The sequence below is a fragment of the Streptomyces sp. 5K101 genome (assembly GCF_046506645.1).
GTDB lineage: Bacteria > Actinomycetota > Actinomycetes > Streptomycetales > Streptomycetaceae > Streptomyces.
On sequence record NZ_JBKFFO010000032.1, the window covers coordinates 12,794 to 30,819 of the forward strand.

General features: G+C 68.9%; 18 protein-coding genes. 14 read left to right on the plus strand and 4 right to left on the minus strand.

The genetic code is table 11. From position 1 onward, the window contains the following. The first annotated feature begins 572 nt into the window (after nucleotides 1–572). A complete protein-coding gene (locus ACLB9X_RS32250; RefSeq protein WP_410363982.1) occupies nucleotides 573–1,298 on the plus strand; it encodes a DUF4241 domain-containing protein in 726 nt (241 codons plus the stop codon). 123 nt (nucleotides 1,299–1,421) lie between these two features. Here the strand turns inward: ACLB9X_RS32250 and ACLB9X_RS32255 are convergent, their stop codons facing one another. Continuing rightward, entirely contained in the window at nucleotides 1,422–3,014 is a 1,593-nt protein-coding gene (locus tag ACLB9X_RS32255; RefSeq protein ID WP_410363983.1) for an ISL3 family transposase, read from the minus strand. Between the two features lie 313 nt (nucleotides 3,015–3,327). Here ACLB9X_RS32255 and ACLB9X_RS32260 point away from each other — a divergent pair, with 313 nt between their 5' ends. The 9 genes from ACLB9X_RS32260 to ACLB9X_RS32300 all read left to right on the plus strand — a co-directional run bounded on the left by ACLB9X_RS32260 (nucleotide 3,328) and on the right by ACLB9X_RS32300 (nucleotide 12,522). Beyond that, nucleotides 3,328–4,917 (plus strand): ISL3 family transposase, encoded by a 1,590-nt coding sequence (locus ACLB9X_RS32260; protein ID WP_410363984.1) that lies wholly within the window; start codon nucleotides 3,328–3,330, stop codon nucleotides 4,915–4,917. Nucleotides 4,918–4,960: 43 nt separating this feature from the next. Next, nucleotides 4,961–5,548, plus strand: a complete 588-nt coding sequence (locus tag ACLB9X_RS32265) for an SMI1/KNR4 family protein (RefSeq protein ID WP_410363985.1) — start codon at nucleotides 4,961–4,963, stop codon at nucleotides 5,546–5,548. A gap of 276 nt (nucleotides 5,549–5,824) precedes the next feature. Beyond that, nucleotides 5,825–6,448 carry a histidine phosphatase family protein gene (locus ACLB9X_RS32270; RefSeq protein ID WP_410363986.1) on the plus strand — a complete coding sequence of 208 codons (624 nt, stop codon included), beginning with the start codon at nucleotides 5,825–5,827 and terminating at the stop codon, nucleotides 6,446–6,448. Between the two features lie 298 nt (nucleotides 6,449–6,746). Then, nucleotides 6,747–6,944, plus strand: coding sequence for a hypothetical protein (locus ACLB9X_RS32275; RefSeq protein WP_410363987.1), 198 nt, complete (start codon nucleotides 6,747–6,749; stop codon nucleotides 6,942–6,944). A gap of 681 nt (nucleotides 6,945–7,625) precedes the next feature. After that, a complete protein-coding gene (locus tag ACLB9X_RS32280; protein ID WP_410363988.1) occupies nucleotides 7,626–7,838 on the plus strand; it encodes a hypothetical protein in 213 nt (70 codons plus the stop codon). Continuing rightward, on the plus strand, nucleotides 7,835–8,734 hold the full coding sequence (locus ACLB9X_RS32285; RefSeq protein ID WP_410363989.1) for a sigma-70 family RNA polymerase sigma factor: 900 nt from the start codon (nucleotides 7,835–7,837) through the stop codon (nucleotides 8,732–8,734). Before ACLB9X_RS32280 ends, ACLB9X_RS32285 begins: the two co-directional genes overlap by 4 nt. Then, nucleotides 8,731–9,597 carry a hypothetical protein gene (locus ACLB9X_RS32290; protein WP_410363990.1) on the plus strand — a complete coding sequence of 289 codons (867 nt, stop codon included), beginning with the start codon at nucleotides 8,731–8,733 and terminating at the stop codon, nucleotides 9,595–9,597. The genes ACLB9X_RS32285 and ACLB9X_RS32290 overlap by 4 nt, the downstream gene beginning before the upstream one ends. Nucleotides 9,598–9,968: 371 nt before the next feature. Next, a complete protein-coding gene (locus tag ACLB9X_RS32295) occupies nucleotides 9,969–11,318 on the plus strand; it encodes a replication-relaxation family protein (protein WP_410363991.1) in 1,350 nt (449 codons plus the stop codon). A gap of 187 nt (nucleotides 11,319–11,505) precedes the next feature. Continuing rightward, a complete protein-coding gene (locus ACLB9X_RS32300; protein WP_410363992.1) occupies nucleotides 11,506–12,522 on the plus strand; it encodes an ATP-dependent DNA ligase in 1,017 nt (338 codons plus the stop codon). A 23-nt stretch (nucleotides 12,523–12,545) separates the two neighbouring features. Here the strand turns inward: ACLB9X_RS32300 and ACLB9X_RS32305 are convergent, their stop codons facing one another. Next, entirely contained in the window at nucleotides 12,546–12,902 is a 357-nt protein-coding gene (locus ACLB9X_RS32305; protein WP_410363993.1) for a hypothetical protein, read from the minus strand. Nucleotides 12,903–13,026: 124 nt separating this feature from the next. Here ACLB9X_RS32305 and ACLB9X_RS32310 point away from each other — a divergent pair, with 124 nt between their 5' ends. The 3 genes from ACLB9X_RS32310 to ACLB9X_RS32320 all read left to right on the plus strand — a co-directional run bounded on the left by ACLB9X_RS32310 (nucleotide 13,027) and on the right by ACLB9X_RS32320 (nucleotide 14,318). Next, nucleotides 13,027–13,398 (plus strand): hypothetical protein, encoded by a 372-nt coding sequence (locus tag ACLB9X_RS32310; protein WP_410363994.1) that lies wholly within the window; start codon nucleotides 13,027–13,029, stop codon nucleotides 13,396–13,398. A gap of 17 nt (nucleotides 13,399–13,415) precedes the next feature. Then, on the plus strand, nucleotides 13,416–13,763 hold the full coding sequence (locus ACLB9X_RS32315) for a DUF6233 domain-containing protein (protein WP_410363995.1): 348 nt from the start codon (nucleotides 13,416–13,418) through the stop codon (nucleotides 13,761–13,763). Between the two features lie 138 nt (nucleotides 13,764–13,901). Then, complete coding sequence (locus tag ACLB9X_RS32320; RefSeq protein WP_410363996.1) at nucleotides 13,902–14,318, plus strand: hypothetical protein; 417 nt, start codon at nucleotides 13,902–13,904, stop codon at nucleotides 14,316–14,318. A 202-nt stretch (nucleotides 14,319–14,520) separates the two neighbouring features. On the opposite strand, the gene ACLB9X_RS32325 is transcribed toward ACLB9X_RS32320, so the two are convergent. Beyond that, on the minus strand, nucleotides 14,521–14,958 hold the full coding sequence (locus tag ACLB9X_RS32325; protein WP_410363997.1) for an STAS domain-containing protein: 438 nt from the start codon (nucleotides 14,956–14,958) through the stop codon (nucleotides 14,521–14,523). A gap of 398 nt (nucleotides 14,959–15,356) precedes the next feature. On the opposite strand from ACLB9X_RS32325, the gene ACLB9X_RS32330 reads away from it, so the two are divergent. Then, on the plus strand, nucleotides 15,357–16,280 hold the full coding sequence (locus ACLB9X_RS32330) for a glutamate ABC transporter substrate-binding protein (RefSeq protein WP_410363998.1): 924 nt from the start codon (nucleotides 15,357–15,359) through the stop codon (nucleotides 16,278–16,280). A gap of 347 nt (nucleotides 16,281–16,627) precedes the next feature. On the opposite strand, the gene ACLB9X_RS32335 is transcribed toward ACLB9X_RS32330, so the two are convergent. Further along, on the minus strand, nucleotides 16,628–17,296 hold the full coding sequence (locus ACLB9X_RS32335) for a hypothetical protein (RefSeq protein WP_410363999.1): 669 nt from the start codon (nucleotides 17,294–17,296) through the stop codon (nucleotides 16,628–16,630). Between the last annotated feature and the right edge of the window lie 730 nt (nucleotides 17,297–18,026).

Sequence of the window (18,026 nt, forward strand, 5' to 3'; positions counted from 1 at the left end):
CTTCTGTGGTGACGGTTTCTGCGGTGACGGTCCCGTTCGGCGCTGCTCGCCTGCCACACTGACCCCGCGCGCGTCGCGACAAGGGACGCCAAGGGGGAAGGAACTGATCGCGGGATGCCCCGATGGATAGTGCTGGCCGTACCTGTCTCCGGTGTCGCGGAGACAGACCGTGATGCGCGGACCGTTACGGAATTCGATGGCACCACGGAGGAGGCGGAAGCGGCTGTCCTGCAGGCGGCGAACGCATACGAGCGCAGCCTCCGAAAAGTGCGCCGCCGGGAGATCTTCAAGTGCTCCAGCCGGTGATACTTCGTTCGCAGCCAGGGGCGTCTGGCGACGTACGGCTTCCTGATCCAGCTTGCTGAACTCGTCCACGACTCCGACGCAAAGGCCATGGCCCAGCCGTTCGCCTGATGGCCCACCACAAGAGTTGAGCCAGAGCCTGAGTTCCGGGTTCTGGCACAGATCTTGGGGAGCGATCACGGATCGTGACGATGCACGAAGTGCCGATGTCAGCGGGCCCACGTACGTTTCGGTTGACCGCCCGGCCGGGCGGCGAGGAGGGGTGAGACATGAAGTGGGTCGGGGACGAGCGGTTGGCAGCCGGGCCTGAGGCCACCTGGTACTTGGAGACGGCTTTCACGCCCGGTGCTCACCTGGGGGCGGTGTATGACGATCCGACAACACCCGTCGTTGTGAGGAGCGTCGAGGAGGTGACGACCATTCGTGTGCCCAGCGGCCGTCTTGTGGTCGATGCGCCGTGGGACGACGACGACACCTGGAGATATGAGCGTGGGTTGCCGACGAGGCCCCCGCGGGAGCTGGCGGTGCGCATTCCCCCAGGCGTCTACCGAGTGGAGATCGCGTGGACAGCGGGCCCGTACGAGTTCTTCGGCGAGCACTTCGATGGCGTCGAGTGCGCGGCGACCCGGTTGCGTATCAGTGACGCTGCTGTGGTCGGGTGGGAGATGGGCCTGGGTGTCGGCGAGGACATCGACCGGCTTCCGCCGAGCGAGCATCCCCGGTTCGGCGCGGACCATAATGTCGGCTGCTTCGCCGACGCCGGCGCGTGGACGACTTTGTCCGCGCCATTTCGCACATGTGCGGATGGCCGTTGGGAGCCGCGTGACAGCGGACAGCTGCCGGACGGGTGCGAGCGGATCAGCGACGAGTCACAACAAGCCGATCTGGTTACGTTCACGGCGCAGTCAGGCGGCGTCGTCTGGTTGGGGCGGACCGAGACCGGCGACGTGGCCGCGATCGTCGTCACCAGTGGCATGGCCGGCGCCAAAGCATGACGTCGCTGCCGCCTCTCCCTGTCCTGCGAGTCGCGTGGCCGGACGTGGATGACCGCTTTCACTGGGAGAAACAGCCTGAGGAAGGGTATCGGAAGTCATACCCCCAATAACCACGGCGAGGCGCTACTGCAGCAGGATTATTTTGCGGAGTAGCTCGAATCCGGCTCGACCATAGAGCTGCCTCTTGATCTTCTTGATGCGGTTCACGGCGCCCTCGATGCTGCCGGAGTTCCAGTCCAGGGTGAGCCCCGCTGTCACGGCGTCGATGTCCCGGAGCAGGTGGAGTGCGAAGCCGGTGAGGCCGGGTAGTTGGCTGGCATCGACCGCGTCGATCCAGGCCGGGAGCGTGACGCCGAGGCGGCCGGTGAGGATCTTCCCGAAGTCGCGGACATGCCCGGCGGCTGTGTCTAGTTCGGGGCAGCGGGTCAGAACTTCTTTCAGAGCGGCGCGGTCCTCCTCGGCCAGGGCCGTGGGGTGACGGGTGAGCCAACCGGTCACCTGGCGCACCGTCGGAGGCCGGGGCGGCGCGTCGGCCGGAGCCGTGCGCAGGGTGGCGATGTGGGCGCGGACCATGCCGTAGGTGACGGGAGCTTGCTCGGCGACCAGCTCGCTGTGCAGTCGGGTGACGCTGGTGCATCCCTCGGCGAATCGCCGTTCCAGGTAGGGCTTGTAGGGGTCCAGCCTGCTGGGCCGGGTCCGGTTCTCGCGGATGGTGTCCTGCCAGCGTGCGGCAGCCGCGTACCGGAGCACGGTGTTGAGGCCCCAGCCCAGGTGCCGGGCGATCGCCCGGCGTGAATGGCCCTGGGCGAGCATTTCGTGGACCAGGGCGTGTGCGGCCTGCTTGCGCTCGGCCCGCCGGCCGGCAGGCATCGAGTCGTCCTGCGGGCGACCGGGAGCCGGTCGGGTGCCGTACGGCAGCATGCCGCTGGGCGACGGGTTGAGCAGGCAGTCGCGGTGGGAGGCGACGCAGGTCTCCACAGCCCGGCCGAGGCCCTGCCACAGGTGGAAGCGGTCGGCGACCTGCAAAGCGTCGGGCGCACCATGCCGGGCGCCCTCGGCGTACGCACCCGCCCGGTCCCGGCAGATGATCTCCACGCCGGGGTGGCGGATCAGCCAGGCGGCCAGCGGCCCGGATTCACGAGTCGGGAGCACATCAACCACGCGATGGTCTTCGACGCTGGTCAAGACGGTGGAGTAGGTCTGGCCGCGGCGGATCGCGAAGTCGTCCACGCCCAACACCCGCGGAGTACTGAACTGCGGATCGGGCAATGCCATGACCCTGCGTAACAAGGTCATCCTTCCCGCACCAAAACCCAGCTGGGCCGTCAGCCGAGCGCCGGCCCGCCCGGCCAGGGCGAGCCCGACTCGCTCCAGGGCGCGGTTGAGCCGCGTGGTGAACCGCGCGTACGGGGCGGTCAGCCGGGAGAACGGCTCGGCGAACGTCCGGCGCGGGCAGTCCGCCGACCCGCAGATGAAGCGCCGGACGGTCAGCCGGATCACAAAGCCCTGGCCAGCCAGAGGAAGATCCTTCAAGCTCCGCTGATAGCGGTCGTGGACTCGGACCGAGAAGCGGCCGCAGTCCGGACATAGACCGCCGCCCGCCCGGCCTTTCGCCACCACCTCGACGGTGCCGAACGCGGCCGTAACCGCCTCGATCTCCACATCGTCGATCCCTACGAACACCAGCGTGTCCCAGGACAGTGCATCGGTCTGCATGACCAGCACCATCACCGTCCGCAGCCGACTGCAGCAGCGAACGGAGGGAACCTGAGGGAGCGTCATTTCCGACTGTCAGGCGACAAGGCGTACGCCGTCTCGCACGAGCCAGACTCCTCGCAATCGAACATCACGGTAACGCTCCGCGACGACTCCCCAAGATCTGTGCCAGAACCGATTTGGGTTCTGGCTCACTTTCCGTGAATCACCACGCGGAGTGACGCTTGTCGGGCGGGCGGGGCCTCGGGAAGCTGCCTGAAAATGATTCGTCTCCAGTGCGGTGTGGCTGACAGTTCGGCCCGTGGAAGAAGTAGTGCTCCGGCTGGAGGAGTTACTGTTCCCGTCGATCTCGGACGTGGCTGTGCTGTCGGTCGACGTGACCGACGAAGCGGTACGCATCGAGGCCCAGAGGACGGTGGCCGGGTCCGATTGCCCTGGCTGTGGAAGCTGGTCGCGGCGGATTCACAGCTCCTACCTGCGGTTTCCCGCTGATGTGCCCAGCGGTGGCAGACGGGTCGTCCTCTGCCTGCGGGTCCGCAGGTTCCTCTGCCCGGTCATCTCGTGCGGGCGGCGGACCTTCGTCGAGCAGGTGCCGGGGTTGACCCGTCGGTACGGCCGGCGGACCGAGCGCCTGCGGTCGACGCTGGCCGCGGTCGGCCTCGCGCTCGCCGGTCGGGCCGGGGCCCGCATGGCGAGAGTCTTCGGCGTGTCCGTCAGCCGCAGTACAGTGCTGCGGCTGGTCGAATCCTTGCCCGACCCGGAAGTTCCTGCCCCGCGCGTGGTCGGAGTCGATGAGTACGCGACCCGCAAAGGGCGTCACTACGGGACTGTCCTGGTCGACGTCGAAACCCGGCGTCCGGTGGATTTGCTGCCCGACCGGGAATCCTCCAGCCTGGCAGCTTGGCTCGCGAAGCGGCCCGGGGTGGAGGTCGTATGCCGCGACCGGGCACCGTTCTTCGCCGAAGGCGCCACTGCCGGGGCGCCCCAAGCGGTGCAGGTCGCGGACAGGTGGCACCTCTGGCACAACCTGAGTGAGGCAGCCGAGCGTTGTGTCGCAGACCACCGCGGATGCCTGCAAGTCCTGGCCCCGGATCCAGCCCAGTCCGTCCCCCAGCCGGAGAAGTTCGAAGACCCGTCCGGCTCGCCCTGGCCGACCGGACATCGTTTCGCCGACCGCACCCGCGCCAAGCACGCGACCGTCCACGAACTGCTGACGGCCGGGCTCAGCCGGAGGGCGATCGGCCGCCAGCTCCGCATGACCTCGCGCACCGTCAAGCTCTTCGCCGACGCAGCCGCCCCGGAGGACCTCTTTCATGGGCAGTGGCAGGGCCGGCCGTCCAAGCTGGACGCGTTCAAGCCCTACCTGGACGACCGCTGGAACCAGGGCTGCACCAACGCCTGGACGGTGTGGGAGGAGCTTGTGCCGCTCGGCTATCAGGGCAGCTACCAGCGGGTTCGCGCCTACTTCCGGGAGAAGCGGCTCTCTCCTGGCGCCGTCACAGCTCGGCCACCGTCACCCCGCGTTGTCGCCGGCTGGATCCTCCGGCACCCCGAGACCCTCCCGGAAATCGACCACCTTCGGCTCAAGGCCGTGCTGGTCCACTGCCACGAACTCGACGCCCTCACCACTCACGTGCGGTCATTCGCCCAGATGCTCGCCGAGCGCCAGGGCGAACGGCTGCCGCAGTGGCTTGATGCCGTCCGGCGCGACAACCTCCCCAGCCTCCACACCCTTGCCGCAGGCATCGAGCGTGACCGCGACGCCGTCATCGCCGGGCTCACCCTGCCCTGGAACTCAGGCGTGGTCGAAGGACACGTCAACCGGATCAAGATGCTCAAGCGCCAGATGTTCGGCCGGGCCGGCTTCACTCTCCTGCGGAAGAGGGTTCTTCTGGCCAGCTGACTACAGCCACCCATAGGGTGACGGGGACGAGAGAAGATGCACCATGGATCCCCGCATACCCCGCCTGCGTCGCAAGCTGGCCGCGATCCCGTTCCAACCCCTGCGCAGCCACTCCTTCGGGGAAGAGCAACACGAGTTTCGCCTCGGTCCGAAGCTGGCGGAAGCACGCGTCGCTGCGTTTGAGGCCGAGCACGACATCGCCCTGCCCGACGCTTATCGGCAGTTCCTCACGCACATCGGCGGCTCAGGCGCGGCGCCGTTCTACGGCCTCATGCCGCTGGAGCGGTGTTCCCTGCTGGTCATGAATCCGCGTGGAAAACCAGGGACACTCCGCGGCTTCGACGGCACAGAACCCAGGGCCCACGGACGCGATCTCTTCCTCCACATCATCGAGATGGGCTGCACTGACGTATGCGTCATCGCGGTGACCGGTCCCCTCACTGGCCGCGTTCTCATTGGTAACGGCGACGGGTACTGGGGCCCCAACGTCTCCTCCGCCACCGACTTCCTCGACTGGTACGAACGCTGGCTCAACCACATGAGCGCCGGACGCGACAACCGGGCCCTGGAACTCACCTCGCCTCGGCTTCGTGCCCATCCAAACCGCCATCGCATGGCCCCGAAGATCTGACTCTCCGTAACCACTCCACGGAAAGTGAGCCAGAACCCGAGTTTTGACAGCAGTGGGGTACTTGCCAAGGCAGCATCGGGATGCTCCTGGTGAAAGGCCTTGGTCATGCCGCCCTCACCTTCAACGGCACGATCATCGGAACCGGCACCGACCGCTACTGACTCGCCAGCACCCGAGCCCGAAAGGTGATGCGTCCGTCGGCTGCGGAACCACATGGCGCATGTCAACGTCCGTCCAGACGTTCGCAAGATCATGAACCTGACGGAGGACTCGCCCATGACGGCAACAGCTGCCCGCTACCTGTACCTCTCGCGGCACGGTGAGGCCTCATCGGACGAGAGTACGCTGACGGACAACGGCCGCCGTCAGGCCGTTCTGCTCGGGGAGCGGCTCCGCGGGGCCCCTCTCACGGCGATCCACCATGGCCCGCTCGCGCGCGCGGAGCAGACGGCGCAGCTGGTCTGCGAGCAGCTCGACGGTGTTCCCCTGCGGCGTTCCGGACCGGCCGGCGACTACATCCCCTACATGCCGCAGCGCCAGGAGCTGCCGTCGGAATCGGCCGACGCCATGCTCGGTCACCTCGCCCAGTTCCCAGCCGAGGAGCGCGAACAGGGCCCTGGCCTGGCCCAGGAGGCTCTCGCGCGGTTCACGGGTCCCGTCGCTGGCGATGAGCCGCGCCACGAACTCGTCGTCACCCACAACTTCCTCATCGGCTGGCTCATCCGGGCCGCCCTTGACGCCCCGAAGTGGCGCTGGATGGGCATCAACCACGCCAACGCCGCGCTCACCGTCATTCGCTACGCGCCCGGCCGGCCCCCGTCAGTCCTCCTCTTCAATGACACCGGCCACCTCCCCGCCGATCTTCGATGGACCGGTTTCCCGCCCGACCTCCACATCTGAGAGCAGCGATCTCCCATCGCAGGCAGTCACCAGACGAAGATCCTGTGACGGCGCCTGGCTGCCCCAAGAGCCAGGCGCCGTCAAGACCGATAGTGCTGCTCGTACTCATCAACAAACGCTGCCCGAGGAAGTGAACGGAGCCACGCGTGGCGTGCGACCGGCCGGCGGAGACCGTCCGACGGGACAGCGAACGAAATCGCCGCGCCAGATGCTGGGACGCGGCCGGCCGCCCGGCCGTGGTGCCGACCGAGAGTGGCGAGAGTGCGAGGAAAGAGCCAACCGAAGCGCGGAGTCCCGCATGGTTGACCCGATCCCGCTGCACTTCTCGCCGGAGCGTCTGGAGCTCCTCCAGCAGCTCGCTGAAGCATCCCGGCTGCGAACGGCGTTGTACCTGTCACCGAAGCCGCCGCCGGTCCAGCGCCGCTCCAGGCAGTACCCCGGCGGCCAGCCGAACCCGTGGCGGTCCACGCGCCTGCGCCGACACCGCCAGCGGTGAGTGGACGTTCCGGCATCCGGTGCGCGCCAGGGTGGGGGAATGCGGTGCATCATGGACAACTCATCGCGCCGCGCGCACCGGTGCGAATCCGCGCACCGCCGCTCCCAGTGGTCGGTGCGCGTGGCGCGCGTCGGCTTCCGGGCCCTGGCTCTACGATCCGCGACCCCACGCCACCCTCCCGGGTGCCTTGGGCTACAGCACCAGCCGCGGCATCGGTCGGGGGACTGTCAGTGCGCTGGGCTACGGTCCTGTCGTCCTCGTGTGGGGACTGTGCCGCTCTCGCCTGGCCTCCAAGACCGGCCAGGCGGGAGCGGCACGCTCGCTCCCTATCGATCTCGGCACGGGAGCGAGCCCTTCCGGATGGAAGGCCGACACGCAAGGTGTCCGGTATCCATTTGACGGGGGTCGGCCGGGGGATTGCAAGGAATACCGGGAACTTCGACCCCCTGGTGCGGTTCCTGGTGCTCACTGCGTATCTGAACGGTCATCTCCGCACGCCGGTTCAACAGACCGCGACCGTCATTGTTCCGTGAATCCATGATCACGTGGTGTGGCAACTCCCCTGCGGTTCGAGCTGGTTGCCTTTCCCCGGGGCAGCGGACTCGGCACCCGCGGCCCGGGGAAGCTCCACAGCTTCCGGATGGGCCGTGGAGCACCAGGCCGACAACAAGGGAGTTGTGCGTGGCCCTCAACCACATATTGATCATCACCGCGACGGTGCTCGCCTGGAGCGTCGTGATGGCGGCGATGGGACAGGCCGCTGCGATCGCCGCACTGGCACCCGTCCTCGGGCTCGTTGTCCAGCAGATCGTCCGCGCCGCTCGTACCCAGACGGGGCCGCCCCAGGAGCACCGCGTGGACGCGGTGCCCGACAAGGAGGGCAGCGCCCCGTGACGACCCCTCTCGAACCGGTTCCTCCCGCGGAACCGGTACCCCTGCGGCCCGGGCGCAAGCTCGGGCCGATCGCGGACGGCGTGGGAAGCGTCCACCGCGCCTGGCTCGAGCCACTGCGCTACACCTACTTGAAGAGCGGACTGACGCTCAGCGACCTCAGCGTCAGGGTCCTGCTCGCCAAGTCGAAGATCTCTGAGCTGCTGCGGGGGACCGGGCTCTATCCGCGCTGGGAGATCATCCTCAGCCTGTCCCTCCAGCTGCAGATGCCCAGCTGGCCCCTGTACCGGCTGTGGCGGCAAGCGGCTTTCGAAGCCCAGAAGTCCAGCGAATGGGTCGAACGGTCCACCGAGAAGGCCTTGGTGACCACATCCCAGACGCCGCCCCTGGACCACCGCGCGTTCCGAGAGACGGTGGAGGGCGACTACCGTCTCTACGCCCAGGTCTTCCTCGACGACGACCAGCGAGACACCGCCGTCTCCAACACCTTCGACATCCTGTGGCTGCGCTGGAACGAGGCCCTCTCCAGCCCCGACATCCGGCGCTTCGCCTGGTACACCCTGCGCACCACTGTCATGGCCCGCACCCCGCACATCGACGGCCGGCCCGAGTTCGGCGCAGCCGCCTTCGACACCGTGGCCCTGCGGCGCCTGACCACCGACACCGAGCGCCTGCAGCAGGTCGAGGAGAGCCTCCAGCTCTTCAAAGCCATGAGCCGGCTCCCCGACCAGCAGCTCGACATCATGGTGCTCCGCCAGCTCTACGGGATCTGCCCCGAGCACGCCTCGGCCCTCATGGGCGTCCCGCTGGCCACCATCCGCTCCGGCGAGCGCCACGCCACCTACTTCCTGGAGAGCGTCATCTGCCCGTCGCCCGAGACCGAAGGGAACACCGCATGACACGCATCGAAGAAGTCCTCTCCCGGGCCCTGCTGGTCCGGGACCGCACGGTGCCCCGGGACATCGTCCCGCCCACGACCCCATCGCCAGATCCTCTTCCCGCCGGCGACACACCCGTGAAGGACAGCACCTCCGCCGATGCCGCGGAAGATCTGCGCGCCCTGTGCGAAACGCTCGTCACCCACGCCCCCGCCGACGATGTGGCCGAGTTCGTCACCGAGCAGCTGCCCGAGCCCCGCAGCGCCCTCATCCTCGCCTGCGTCCTGCAGCTGACGGACACCGACGACGGCGCCCGCTTCTGGTGGCAGTACGCCGCAGGGGCCGGTCAGGCCGCCGCCGCGTACTGCCTCCACCTCCACCACCTGGCCCTGGGCGAGAAAGAAGCCGCGGACTGGTGGCACCGACAGGCCGACGACGTCCAACCACCCGACGACTGCTTTGGTCGGCCAGCAGAGCCGCCGGCACCGCCATGGTCTCGGCACGCAGCGGGCAGGCAGGTCACCGACGCGCCCACCACCACGATGCTTCGCGTACTGCGTCACCTCGCGAAGTCCACCACCCGCCAACAGTCCGCCGTGGTCACCGAGCTCATGGCCTACGTTCCCACGGCGGTCGCCGCCGGCTATCTCCGCCAGCCCGAGATGGACCTGCCGATGCCCGGCCCGGACTTCGCACGACGAGTCAGCGCTCTCCTTGACGCGGCCGGGGACCGGCCTGACGCCCCACGTGAACTCCCCGCAGGACGCCAACCTCTGCTTACACGGACCCGTCATCGTGGCAGCAACCAGGCCACCTCCCGTCCTCGCGACGCCGAACCAGCGCCGCCGGTGCACTCACAGACCGGCGAGATTGCCAGCCGATGAGCACCACGAGGAGGACGACAAGACAGGGCAAGCGTGAGGAGGCTGGTCAGCGTTTCGGCTGGAGCTCTCGCGGCGGCAGGGGCCATGCCCTCGCGGAGTCGCTCAGCAATCGGCGCTTCCGCAGCGCGGTCAGGCGCGGGCTGGGCAGGCCTGGTGAGGCCATGCGTCATTCCCTACAGCCGCCCCTACAGTTCTCCCTACACTTTCCCCTACAGTGATCACGTTTGTGGTCGGTCGTGTCGATACAAGTCAGCGCCTGGTTTCGCAGGGTGGCGGCACTTCGACACCCCTTTGTCCGACTGTTCGGCGTCAGACAAAGGGGCGACGCATGGCCCGGGGCGGGCGGTTGGAGACGGTGAATGGGGGCGGGTGTGACGGACTGGCCGTATGACTCGACAGGTCGGGCGCGTGCGCTGGTGCTGCTGGCGCTGGGGGTGGTGAAGGTCGCCACGGCCGAGCAGCTGCGCCAGCTGGTGCTGCCGGGAACGGCCGATGTACAGACGGTCCGCAACGCGTGCAAGGACCTGCGGCATGCCGGGCTGACGGAGTCTGTCGGCCGGGCAGCGCGGCTGGGACCGTCCGGCAAGCCGGTGCGGCACGATCTGTGGAACCTGACCACGGCCGGTCTGGCAGCGGCGGCGAGCGAGCTGGACCGCCCGGTGCGGGAGATGGGCGGCACCGCGCGGGAGGCGGCCAAGGCCGGCGCCGCGCACGCCCTGGCGGTGACGGACACGATCGACGCATTCCGCCAGTCGCCGCCGCTCGCGACGAAGCCCGTCGCCCGCCGCACCACCAAGCCGCCGAAGCAGCGTGTGCTGCCGGTGCGCCCGCGGGGTCTCGGGCATCTGCGGGGCTGGGAGACGGAGGTGGCGCTGCCGGTCGCCGGCACGTTCACCGCCCCGGCGAAGGGCTCCTTGCGCTCGGACGCCGTCCTCGTCGCGCCGGAAGACAACGTGCCGGTGCTGTTCGTGGAGGTCGACAACCACACCGAGCCGGCTGAGGTCGTCGCCCAGAAGCTCGTCCGCTACCGCGCGTTCTTCCGCCGGCAGGTCAAGGACCACCGCGGCCGCGACACCCCGCTGTGGTCGACGTTGTGGGAGGACTCCGGCCGCGGCGGCTACCCCCCGGTCGCCCTCGTCTTCACCAAGGACGTCGGTCAGGAGGCACGGATGCGGCGCATGAAAGCGATCAAGGAAGCATCCCGGGCGTGCTGGGAAGGCCGCTGGCTCACCGACACCGGCTGGCACCAGCCCGTCGACGGCCAGGAGCCGGACGGCTGGTGGGACTACACCGACACCATCCCCGTTGTTGCCACCCACCTTGACCACCTGCGTGCCAAGGGCCCGCACGGGCCGATCTGGTGGCGCTTCGGCCGCTCCGCGTGGCAGCCCCTGACCGACGCGCTGACCAACACCCGCACGAAGGCCGACCACGAGGCCCGCGAGGAACAGCGCCGTACGGAACGCGAACAGGCACGCGCGCTCGAGGACGAGCAGCGCCGTGAACGGCTTGCCGCGGCCTGGCCCTGGTCGTGCCCGTCATGCGGCACGGACGTCGGCACCGGGATGATGGGCCAGGACGGCTACCGGCCCGAACAGGGCGGGCTGTGCCCGCGGTGCGAGCACGCGCGCCGCGAGCTCGAATCCGAACGCCGGACCGAGGACGCGGGGCCGGCCAACGGAATCATGGCCCGCCTGCGCGCCCGCGCCGCCGAACGATAGCCACCAGCGATGCCCACGCGCTGAGCACCATGAGCTGCTGGACCTTGTCGGCGCTGATCATGGCCGCCCGGGTCGCGGGCCGGCGGGCGCAGTCGTAGACAGGACATGAGCGAGCGAGTACAGGTACGGCGGCGATCCTCGGGACATCCCGGGCTGACTTGCCGCCGCCCAGACCGAGGGCGGCTTGATGGTGCTGCGTCCTCCGGTGCAGCCGATGCTGGCCCAGGCCCGGGAATCGGTGCCCGGCCCTGGGGTGCTGCCCGGCGGGTTGGCGTTCGAGGCCAAGTTCGACGGCTACCGCGCCCTGTTGTTCACCCCGAACCGTATCGGCGGTGCGGTGCTGTTGCAGTCGCGCCGCGGCAGCCTGATCCAGCGGCACTTCCCCGACCTGGTCGCCGCGGCACGGCAGTTGCCGGACGGTCTGGTCCTCGACGGCGAACTGGTGGTGTGGTCGGGGGACCGGTTGTCCTTCGAGGCGCTGCAGCGCCGCGCCGTGTCGGGCGCGCGCACCGTCGACGATCTGGCCGCCAAGATGCCCGCGCACTTCATCGCCTTCGACGTCCTCCAGGCCGACAGCCAAGAGTTGCTCACCGAGCCGTACGAGCGGCGCCGCGCCGTCCTGGAGAACCTCTTCCTGGAGTACGGGCTGACGCCGCCGTGGACGCTGTGCCCGATGACGACCGACCCGGCCCTCGCGCAGGAATGGCTGACCTCCTGGACCCGCGTCCCGGGTGTGGAGGGCGTCGTCATCAAGGGCCTTCGGCAACGGTATGTGCCGGGCGCCCGCGCGTGGTTCAAGGTCCGGCGCCGCGAGACGACCGAAGCGATCATCGGCGCGGTCACCGGCAGCCTTTCCCAGCCGCAACTGCTCGTCCTCGGACGCCACGACGCCGACCACCGGCTGCGTCCGGTGGGCCGCACCACGCCGCTGCGGCCGGACGCCGCCCACCAGCTCGCCGACCACCTCACACCGGCCGAGGTCGGGCATCCGTGGACCGGCGTACGGTTCAGCGTCACGTGGGGCAGCCGCGAGATCCTCGACCCGACCCTGGTCGTCCCCGACCTCGTCGCGGAGATCAGCGCCGACACCGCCATCGACCGCGGCGCCTGGCGGCACCCCCTGCGCTATGTGCGCCTGCGCCTGGACGTCACCACAGACGACGTGCCGCCGTTCGGCGAGGGCACGGCCCCCGCCGCCGGCTGACCGGGGCGCGCGGCTGGCCGTGGTCAGGCGGCCCAGCGGGTGGCCGGCACGGTGTTCGCAAGGGTTCCGGCCCATGTGTCTGCGCTGCTGCCGGGGGGCTCCGCTTGCGTGTGCCGGGGCGTGGTCGGCTCGTCCAGGGACCAGCCGCGCAGGGCGAGACCGGCAGGGACGGTGGCATCGAGGCGGGCCATGACCCACACGCGCTCACCGGGGAGGTCCGCCCTGCTCCGTCCGGTGACCTCGAGGAGGGTTTCGGTTTGGACGGGGGCCAGGATCTGCTCGTGGTACCAGCCCTGGATGGTGACCAGTGTGGTGAAGGGGCCGGCGCGGTGGATGGTGGCGAGGGTGAGGGTGTGCGCGGTGGGCGGGTTCAGAGTCAAGGCGGCCCCCAGGGGTGGGTGGTGCTGTGGGGGGGTGGGTTGATCATCACCCGACGGTGTGGGTTTTGGCCATATGTCGGGGTGGATTTTCGGCAAGAAATTCGAACATGCGTATGGTGTCGTCATGGTCGACACCGACTTCCCCGACGATCTGCGCGCCGCACAGATCCGCCTGCACCAAGCCACCGCGGAACTCTCCGCCCTCTGCCGCACTCTTCCCTGGTCCGTGGAGCCGCTGGCCGGCTGGGAAGGCACCGAGCACCCCCACACCGGCGTCGTCACCGGAGGCCGTGACGCCAGCCCCGGATATACCGAGGGCCAGCAGGCAGCGGTGGAGCGCCTGCGCACGGAGTGCACGGACCTGTCCGTCACCGTCGCCGCGCACCCGTACTGGGACACGGTGGAGCGGGAGAAGCGGGTCGGGGAGCGGATGCGGCTGAAGCACGAAACCCTCCCAGCTGCGGCGCCCGTTGTCGACGTCGTCTCCGCCGCCTGATGCTGCACCCGCCCGTCATGTCTGAGCCGTCGCCCGAGCTGTCCCGCCTCCAGAAGCTGCGCGTCGTGGAGGAGTACCAGGCGTACCAGCTGGAGCGGATTCGGGAGACGATCCGCAGCCTGGAGGCTGAGGAAGAGGCCGCGCGGAAACGGGAGCGGGCTGCGCGGGAGGAGTCGTCGTGGAAGATCGAACCGTCCAGAGCGCAGGGTGATGACACCTTCGCGGTGCTGCACCGCGGCGGCTGCGCCATGTACAAGCACCCGATGGGCTGGCTGGACCGCGAAGAGGCGCTCATCGCCTTGGGTGAGCCGGACATCAAGGCATGCGAGATCTGCCGTCCGGAGACCGGGCTGACCTCTGCGTGACGGCGCTATTCGTTGGCGCCCAGCGTCCCGGGCCGACGTGCGAGCATCGTGCCTGCCACGCCGCGGCCAAGCGACTCTTGCCCCGCGCGCACGTTGATCGGGATGGCAGGCTCTCCTCCATTCGAAGGGAGCTCCGCGATGACCGACAAGCCGGAGACAGAACGCGTCGACTGCACCGACTGCTTTGCCCTGCCGGGGCCCGACAACACCCGCATCGCCTACGTGAAGACCGGCGGCGCGATCAGCGAGACGTGGCACACCCCCGAGTGTCCGGCACTGGTCATCATGGAAATCAACATGGAGGAGGGCAGCAAGCGCGTGCGGGAGCAAGAGGCATGGGCCCAGGGCGTCTTCCCCACCGCGCACGAGCGCCTTAAGAAGGCAGCTGCCGCGCTGCCCGCCGACACCGCCGCCCAGCCCTTCGTCGACGCCCTCACCGAGCTGGTCCAGGCGCAGGCCGAGACCACCGGCTTCGTCGTCCTGCACCGCTGGGCGGAGATCCTGGAGCGGCACTTCCCGCCAGAGCTCCCCGACCCCGACCGCACCACTGAGTAGCACGACCGGCCTGCACTACTGCCGGCTGGGGCTGACGGATGGATCACCGACATGGCCGGACAGGGAGTTGCACGGCTCGGGCGGATCGCGGCGGCGGATCAGCCTTCCTGCTGACCGGCCAGCACCTGTGTTGCACCAGGCGTTGCGCCAGGCGTTGCGGTGGATGGTGCGCTGGGTGTTGCGGTAGGCGTTGCGCGAGCCTTCACAGTGTCCGGGACTTCGCCCAGGTCAGCGCCAGCGTGCGGGCGTGGTCGGGGTGCTGACATCCCCGTTGCGGCCGCTTTTTCCATGTCCCTGGCTGGAGTGAGTGGGAGGGCGGGATGGGCGGCGTGGACGCTGCCGGGGATCGGGGTGCGCTCACCGGTGTTGCGCGCCGGGCGGGCCGCCGCGCCGACGCCACCGTGGCCACCGCCGACAGCGTCATGCCCGCCTGGCCGCACTGCCGGTGCGCCCGCAGCACGGCGCTGAGCGCCGCCGCGCTGATCACGGACGTCCGCAGCTCGATCACCACGGCTCGCGGCAGATGGGACCGGACGACTTCTGCGAGCTGCTGCGACACCGTGGCGCGGTCGCTGATCACGACGTCGCCGTGGAGCGTGACGACCAGTACGCCACGGTCGAGCGTGTGGGTGAGCACCATGAGCCATCCGATCAGGGCGATTTTTCGGATTTGCCTCATTTAGGGGCCCGGCGGTCACCGCCGCAACACGCCACACCACAACCGGGGGAATCGCCCCCCGCCCCGAACTTCCGACCAGCGCTTTCCTCGGGACGGCGCGCACCCGGCCCTTGGCCCGCGGCTTCGCGCCGTTGACATCCCGGTTCGCACCGGTTTTCCCCCTCCGTAGCCGGACCGTGATCCTCAAGTTCAGCTCAGATGCAGTGACGAACCGGCGGCCCATCTCTAGGGTCCTCACAATCGAGAACAGTGGGGCAGGGCACCACGGTCTGGTGCGGGGAGCAACACACCAGCAACACACCGCGGTCCCGCGGGCGTCGCAGGCTCCCCCGGATCGTTGGAACAGAGGATGTCGCACCATGAAGTCCCGCAAGTCGGCCACGTTCGCGGCGATCACCGCGATGGCGGTCGTCCTGACCGCCACCTCCTGCAGCGGCGAGTCACGCTCCGCCGGTGACGCCCCGTCGGGCGGCCCGAGCTCTATGGACCGCCCCAAGCTCCCCACCTACAAGGTCGCGACAGACGTCTCGTTCGACTCCCCGACCCTCGCCAGGGCGCAGAAGGCGGGCAAGCTCGTGATCGGAGTCGCGGACGACCAGCCCTTCCTGGGCTACCAGGACAAGGACGGCCAGCGCTCGGGTTTCGACATCGAGATCGCCAAGATGGTCGCCGCGGACCTCGGCTTCGCGCCCCGTCTGATCCAGTTCAAGACGATCGACACCCGCGGCCGTGAAGCGGCCATCGCCAATGGCGAGATCGACCTGTACGTCGGCACGTACACCATCAACGACGAGCGCAAGAAGAAGGTCGGATTCGCGGGGCCGTACTACATGGCCGGCGCCGACCTGCTGGTCCGCAAGGACGACCGCACCATCGGCGGCCCGTACTCCCTGGAGGGCAAGACGGTCTGCTCGGTGAAGGGCGCGACGGCTCTGCGCGAGATCCAGAAGCCCGAGTACAACACGACGACGGTCGCGACCGACAAGGACGTCGAGTGCGTCCAGCGGCTGCTCGCCGGCGACGTCGACGCCGTGACCACGGACGACGCCATCCTGATGGGCTACGCGGCGCAGGCGCCGGACAAGCTGAAGGTCGTCGGCAACCCGTTCACCGAGGAGCCGTACGGCATCGGGATGGCCAAGGACGACAAGGCACTGCGCGAGGCGGTGTCGGACTCCATCGAGGCGCATGACGCGAACGGCAACCACGAGAAGGCGTACGACGCGACGCTGGGTCTGTCCGGCTCCAAGTACGGCGGCGCGCCGCTCGTCGAGCGTTACTGACATACCGCCACGAAGGGGCGGCCACCCGGTCATCGGGTGGCCGCCCCTTCGTCGTGCGGCCCCCGGGCGGACGACTCCGCCCCGGCCGGGCGCGGTGCCGGCCGGGGCGGATCGGGGTGCGGCGGCGTCAGCCGAGCGTGGCGAGCGCCTGGTTGAAGGTGGCCGAGGGACGCATCACGGCCGCGGCCTGGGCCGGGTCGGTCTGGTAGTAGCGGCCGATGCCGTCGTAACTCGTGAGCATCGGTCCCTTGAGCGGCGGTGGAGGAGCCTGGTGGCTCCGTTCGTGCCGTGCCGGGTGGGTGCTGGCGGCGTCGTGGAGGGCCGTGTGCCCGGTGGTGGGGCCGAGGTCACCAGTCGACGTGTGCGCTGATCCATCTGTCGAGGCTGTCGGTGTCATGGGCGGGTGGCAGGTCGGGGCCGCAGGTGAGGGGTGTGTAGGACAGTTGGAGGTGCGTGAGGTAGCCGTAGGGGCCGTTGTCGGATGCCGGCCCGAGGACGAGGGCGTGGGTGGGGGTGCGCCAGATGCGGTGGGTCAACGCGGGTCCGGTGACTGTGGCCGCGGATGACAGGAGCGTCCGCTCGGGGCTTTGGCCGAGGTGCTCGGTCACTGCCTGCGCGGCCTGTTCGAGCACCGTCTCACAGTCCTGGTCGGTGCATGGCCTGCGGCCGCTCCAGCCGGGCAGCTGCTGCCAGTCGTCGATGAGCTCGTACAGCCACTCTCCGTTGGTCACCTCCTCGTCGTCCGGGTCGACGGGATACACCTCGCCGAAGACCAGGAAGTGCCGGACTTCCGGGCGCCCGAACGGGTTGCTGCCGTCGGTGCACAGCACATGCCCGTATCCGGTGCGGAAGGAGTCGCAGACCAGGTCTTCCCATGCCCATCCACGCTTCTGCACCTCCACATTGCGGGATTCGAAGTCGTCAGGGACGTGCGGCGCGGTCGGCAGGGCGACCAACTCGGCGACGGCCCCAGCGGTCAGCGGCCGGTGGGCGAGGGCATGGACGGGTATCGGCATGCTGATCACTCTATGAGCGGCCGATTTCGTCGTAACTCGTGAGCATCGGGTCCCCCCGGGCGGCGGTGGAGGAGCTGGCGAGGCCGGCGTACGGCCCGGCGCATGACAGGACGACGTCGCGCTCAAGGGGCCGGTGCAGACCGTGCTACCGGTTTCAATGGGGTCCGCCGGTATCCTCGCGTTGCATCCCCAAGGAGCGTCGGCGGGCCGGGGTTGTTCTTCACGGTCCACCGGGTCCTTACCCGGATCGAGGATGTGCCGAGCGATTTGCTGCGTCAAGACGCCGCCCCGCGATCCGAAGCAAGACGTTCGCGAAGAATGAGTGCTCTATGAGCCGGTATGACGAAAGTGAGCATCATGAGTGAGGTACTCGCGGCGTTAGCCGGTGCTGTGATTGGTGGGGGATGTGCTGTCATGGCGGCCAAGCTCCAAGCCCGGGGCGCCCACGCCCAAGCAGCCGCAGCCCGTGATGCTGCCAGTCGTCAGGCTGATGGCGCGCATATGCAGTGGATCGGTTCCAACCGCAGCAACGCATGCGCTGCCCTGCTCGCTGACGCTCTTGAATTCGAAGGCGCACTCCAGGGCCTGGTCCTAAGACCGATACGAATGGACGTCTGGCCAGATGGTCACCCACGAAAACTACGATGGGCCTTCAGAGCGGCGGAGTATGTCCGGGCCAAAAGCCCTCGCGCCGGGCGGGTTGTCCTCTGGTTTCGGCGAAAAGTACGCC

Excerpts from the sequence above, each read along its gene's own strand:
- ACLB9X_RS32335 (WP_410363999.1), bottom strand. The coding sequence starts at position 17,296 with ATGCCGATACCCGTCCATGCCCTCGCCCACCGGCCGCTGACCGCTGGG.
- ACLB9X_RS32300 (WP_410363992.1), top strand. The coding sequence starts at position 11,506 with ATGGTGCTGCGTCCTCCGGTGCAGCCGATGCTGGCCCAGGCCCGGGAA.
- ACLB9X_RS32330 (WP_410363998.1), top strand. The coding sequence starts at position 15,357 with ATGAAGTCCCGCAAGTCGGCCACGTTCGCGGCGATCACCGCGATGGCG.
- ACLB9X_RS32310 (WP_410363994.1), top strand. The coding sequence starts at position 13,027 with ATGGTCGACACCGACTTCCCCGACGATCTGCGCGCCGCACAGATCCGC.
- ACLB9X_RS32325 (WP_410363997.1), bottom strand. The coding sequence starts at position 14,958 with ATGGTGCTCACCCACACGCTCGACCGTGGCGTACTGGTCGTCACGCTC.
- ACLB9X_RS32275 (WP_410363987.1), top strand. The coding sequence starts at position 6,747 with ATGGTTGACCCGATCCCGCTGCACTTCTCGCCGGAGCGTCTGGAGCTC.
- ACLB9X_RS32250 (WP_410363982.1), top strand. The coding sequence starts at position 573 with ATGAAGTGGGTCGGGGACGAGCGGTTGGCAGCCGGGCCTGAGGCCACC.
- ACLB9X_RS32265 (WP_410363985.1), top strand. The coding sequence starts at position 4,961 with ATGGATCCCCGCATACCCCGCCTGCGTCGCAAGCTGGCCGCGATCCCG.
- ACLB9X_RS32270 (WP_410363986.1), top strand. The coding sequence starts at position 5,825 with ATGACGGCAACAGCTGCCCGCTACCTGTACCTCTCGCGGCACGGTGAG.
- ACLB9X_RS32255 (WP_410363983.1), bottom strand. The coding sequence starts at position 3,014 with ATGCAGACCGATGCACTGTCCTGGGACACGCTGGTGTTCGTAGGGATC.
- ACLB9X_RS32320 (WP_410363996.1), top strand. The coding sequence starts at position 13,902 with ATGACCGACAAGCCGGAGACAGAACGCGTCGACTGCACCGACTGCTTT.
- ACLB9X_RS32290 (WP_410363990.1), top strand. The coding sequence starts at position 8,731 with ATGACACGCATCGAAGAAGTCCTCTCCCGGGCCCTGCTGGTCCGGGAC.
- ACLB9X_RS32315 (WP_410363995.1), top strand. The coding sequence starts at position 13,416 with ATGTCTGAGCCGTCGCCCGAGCTGTCCCGCCTCCAGAAGCTGCGCGTC.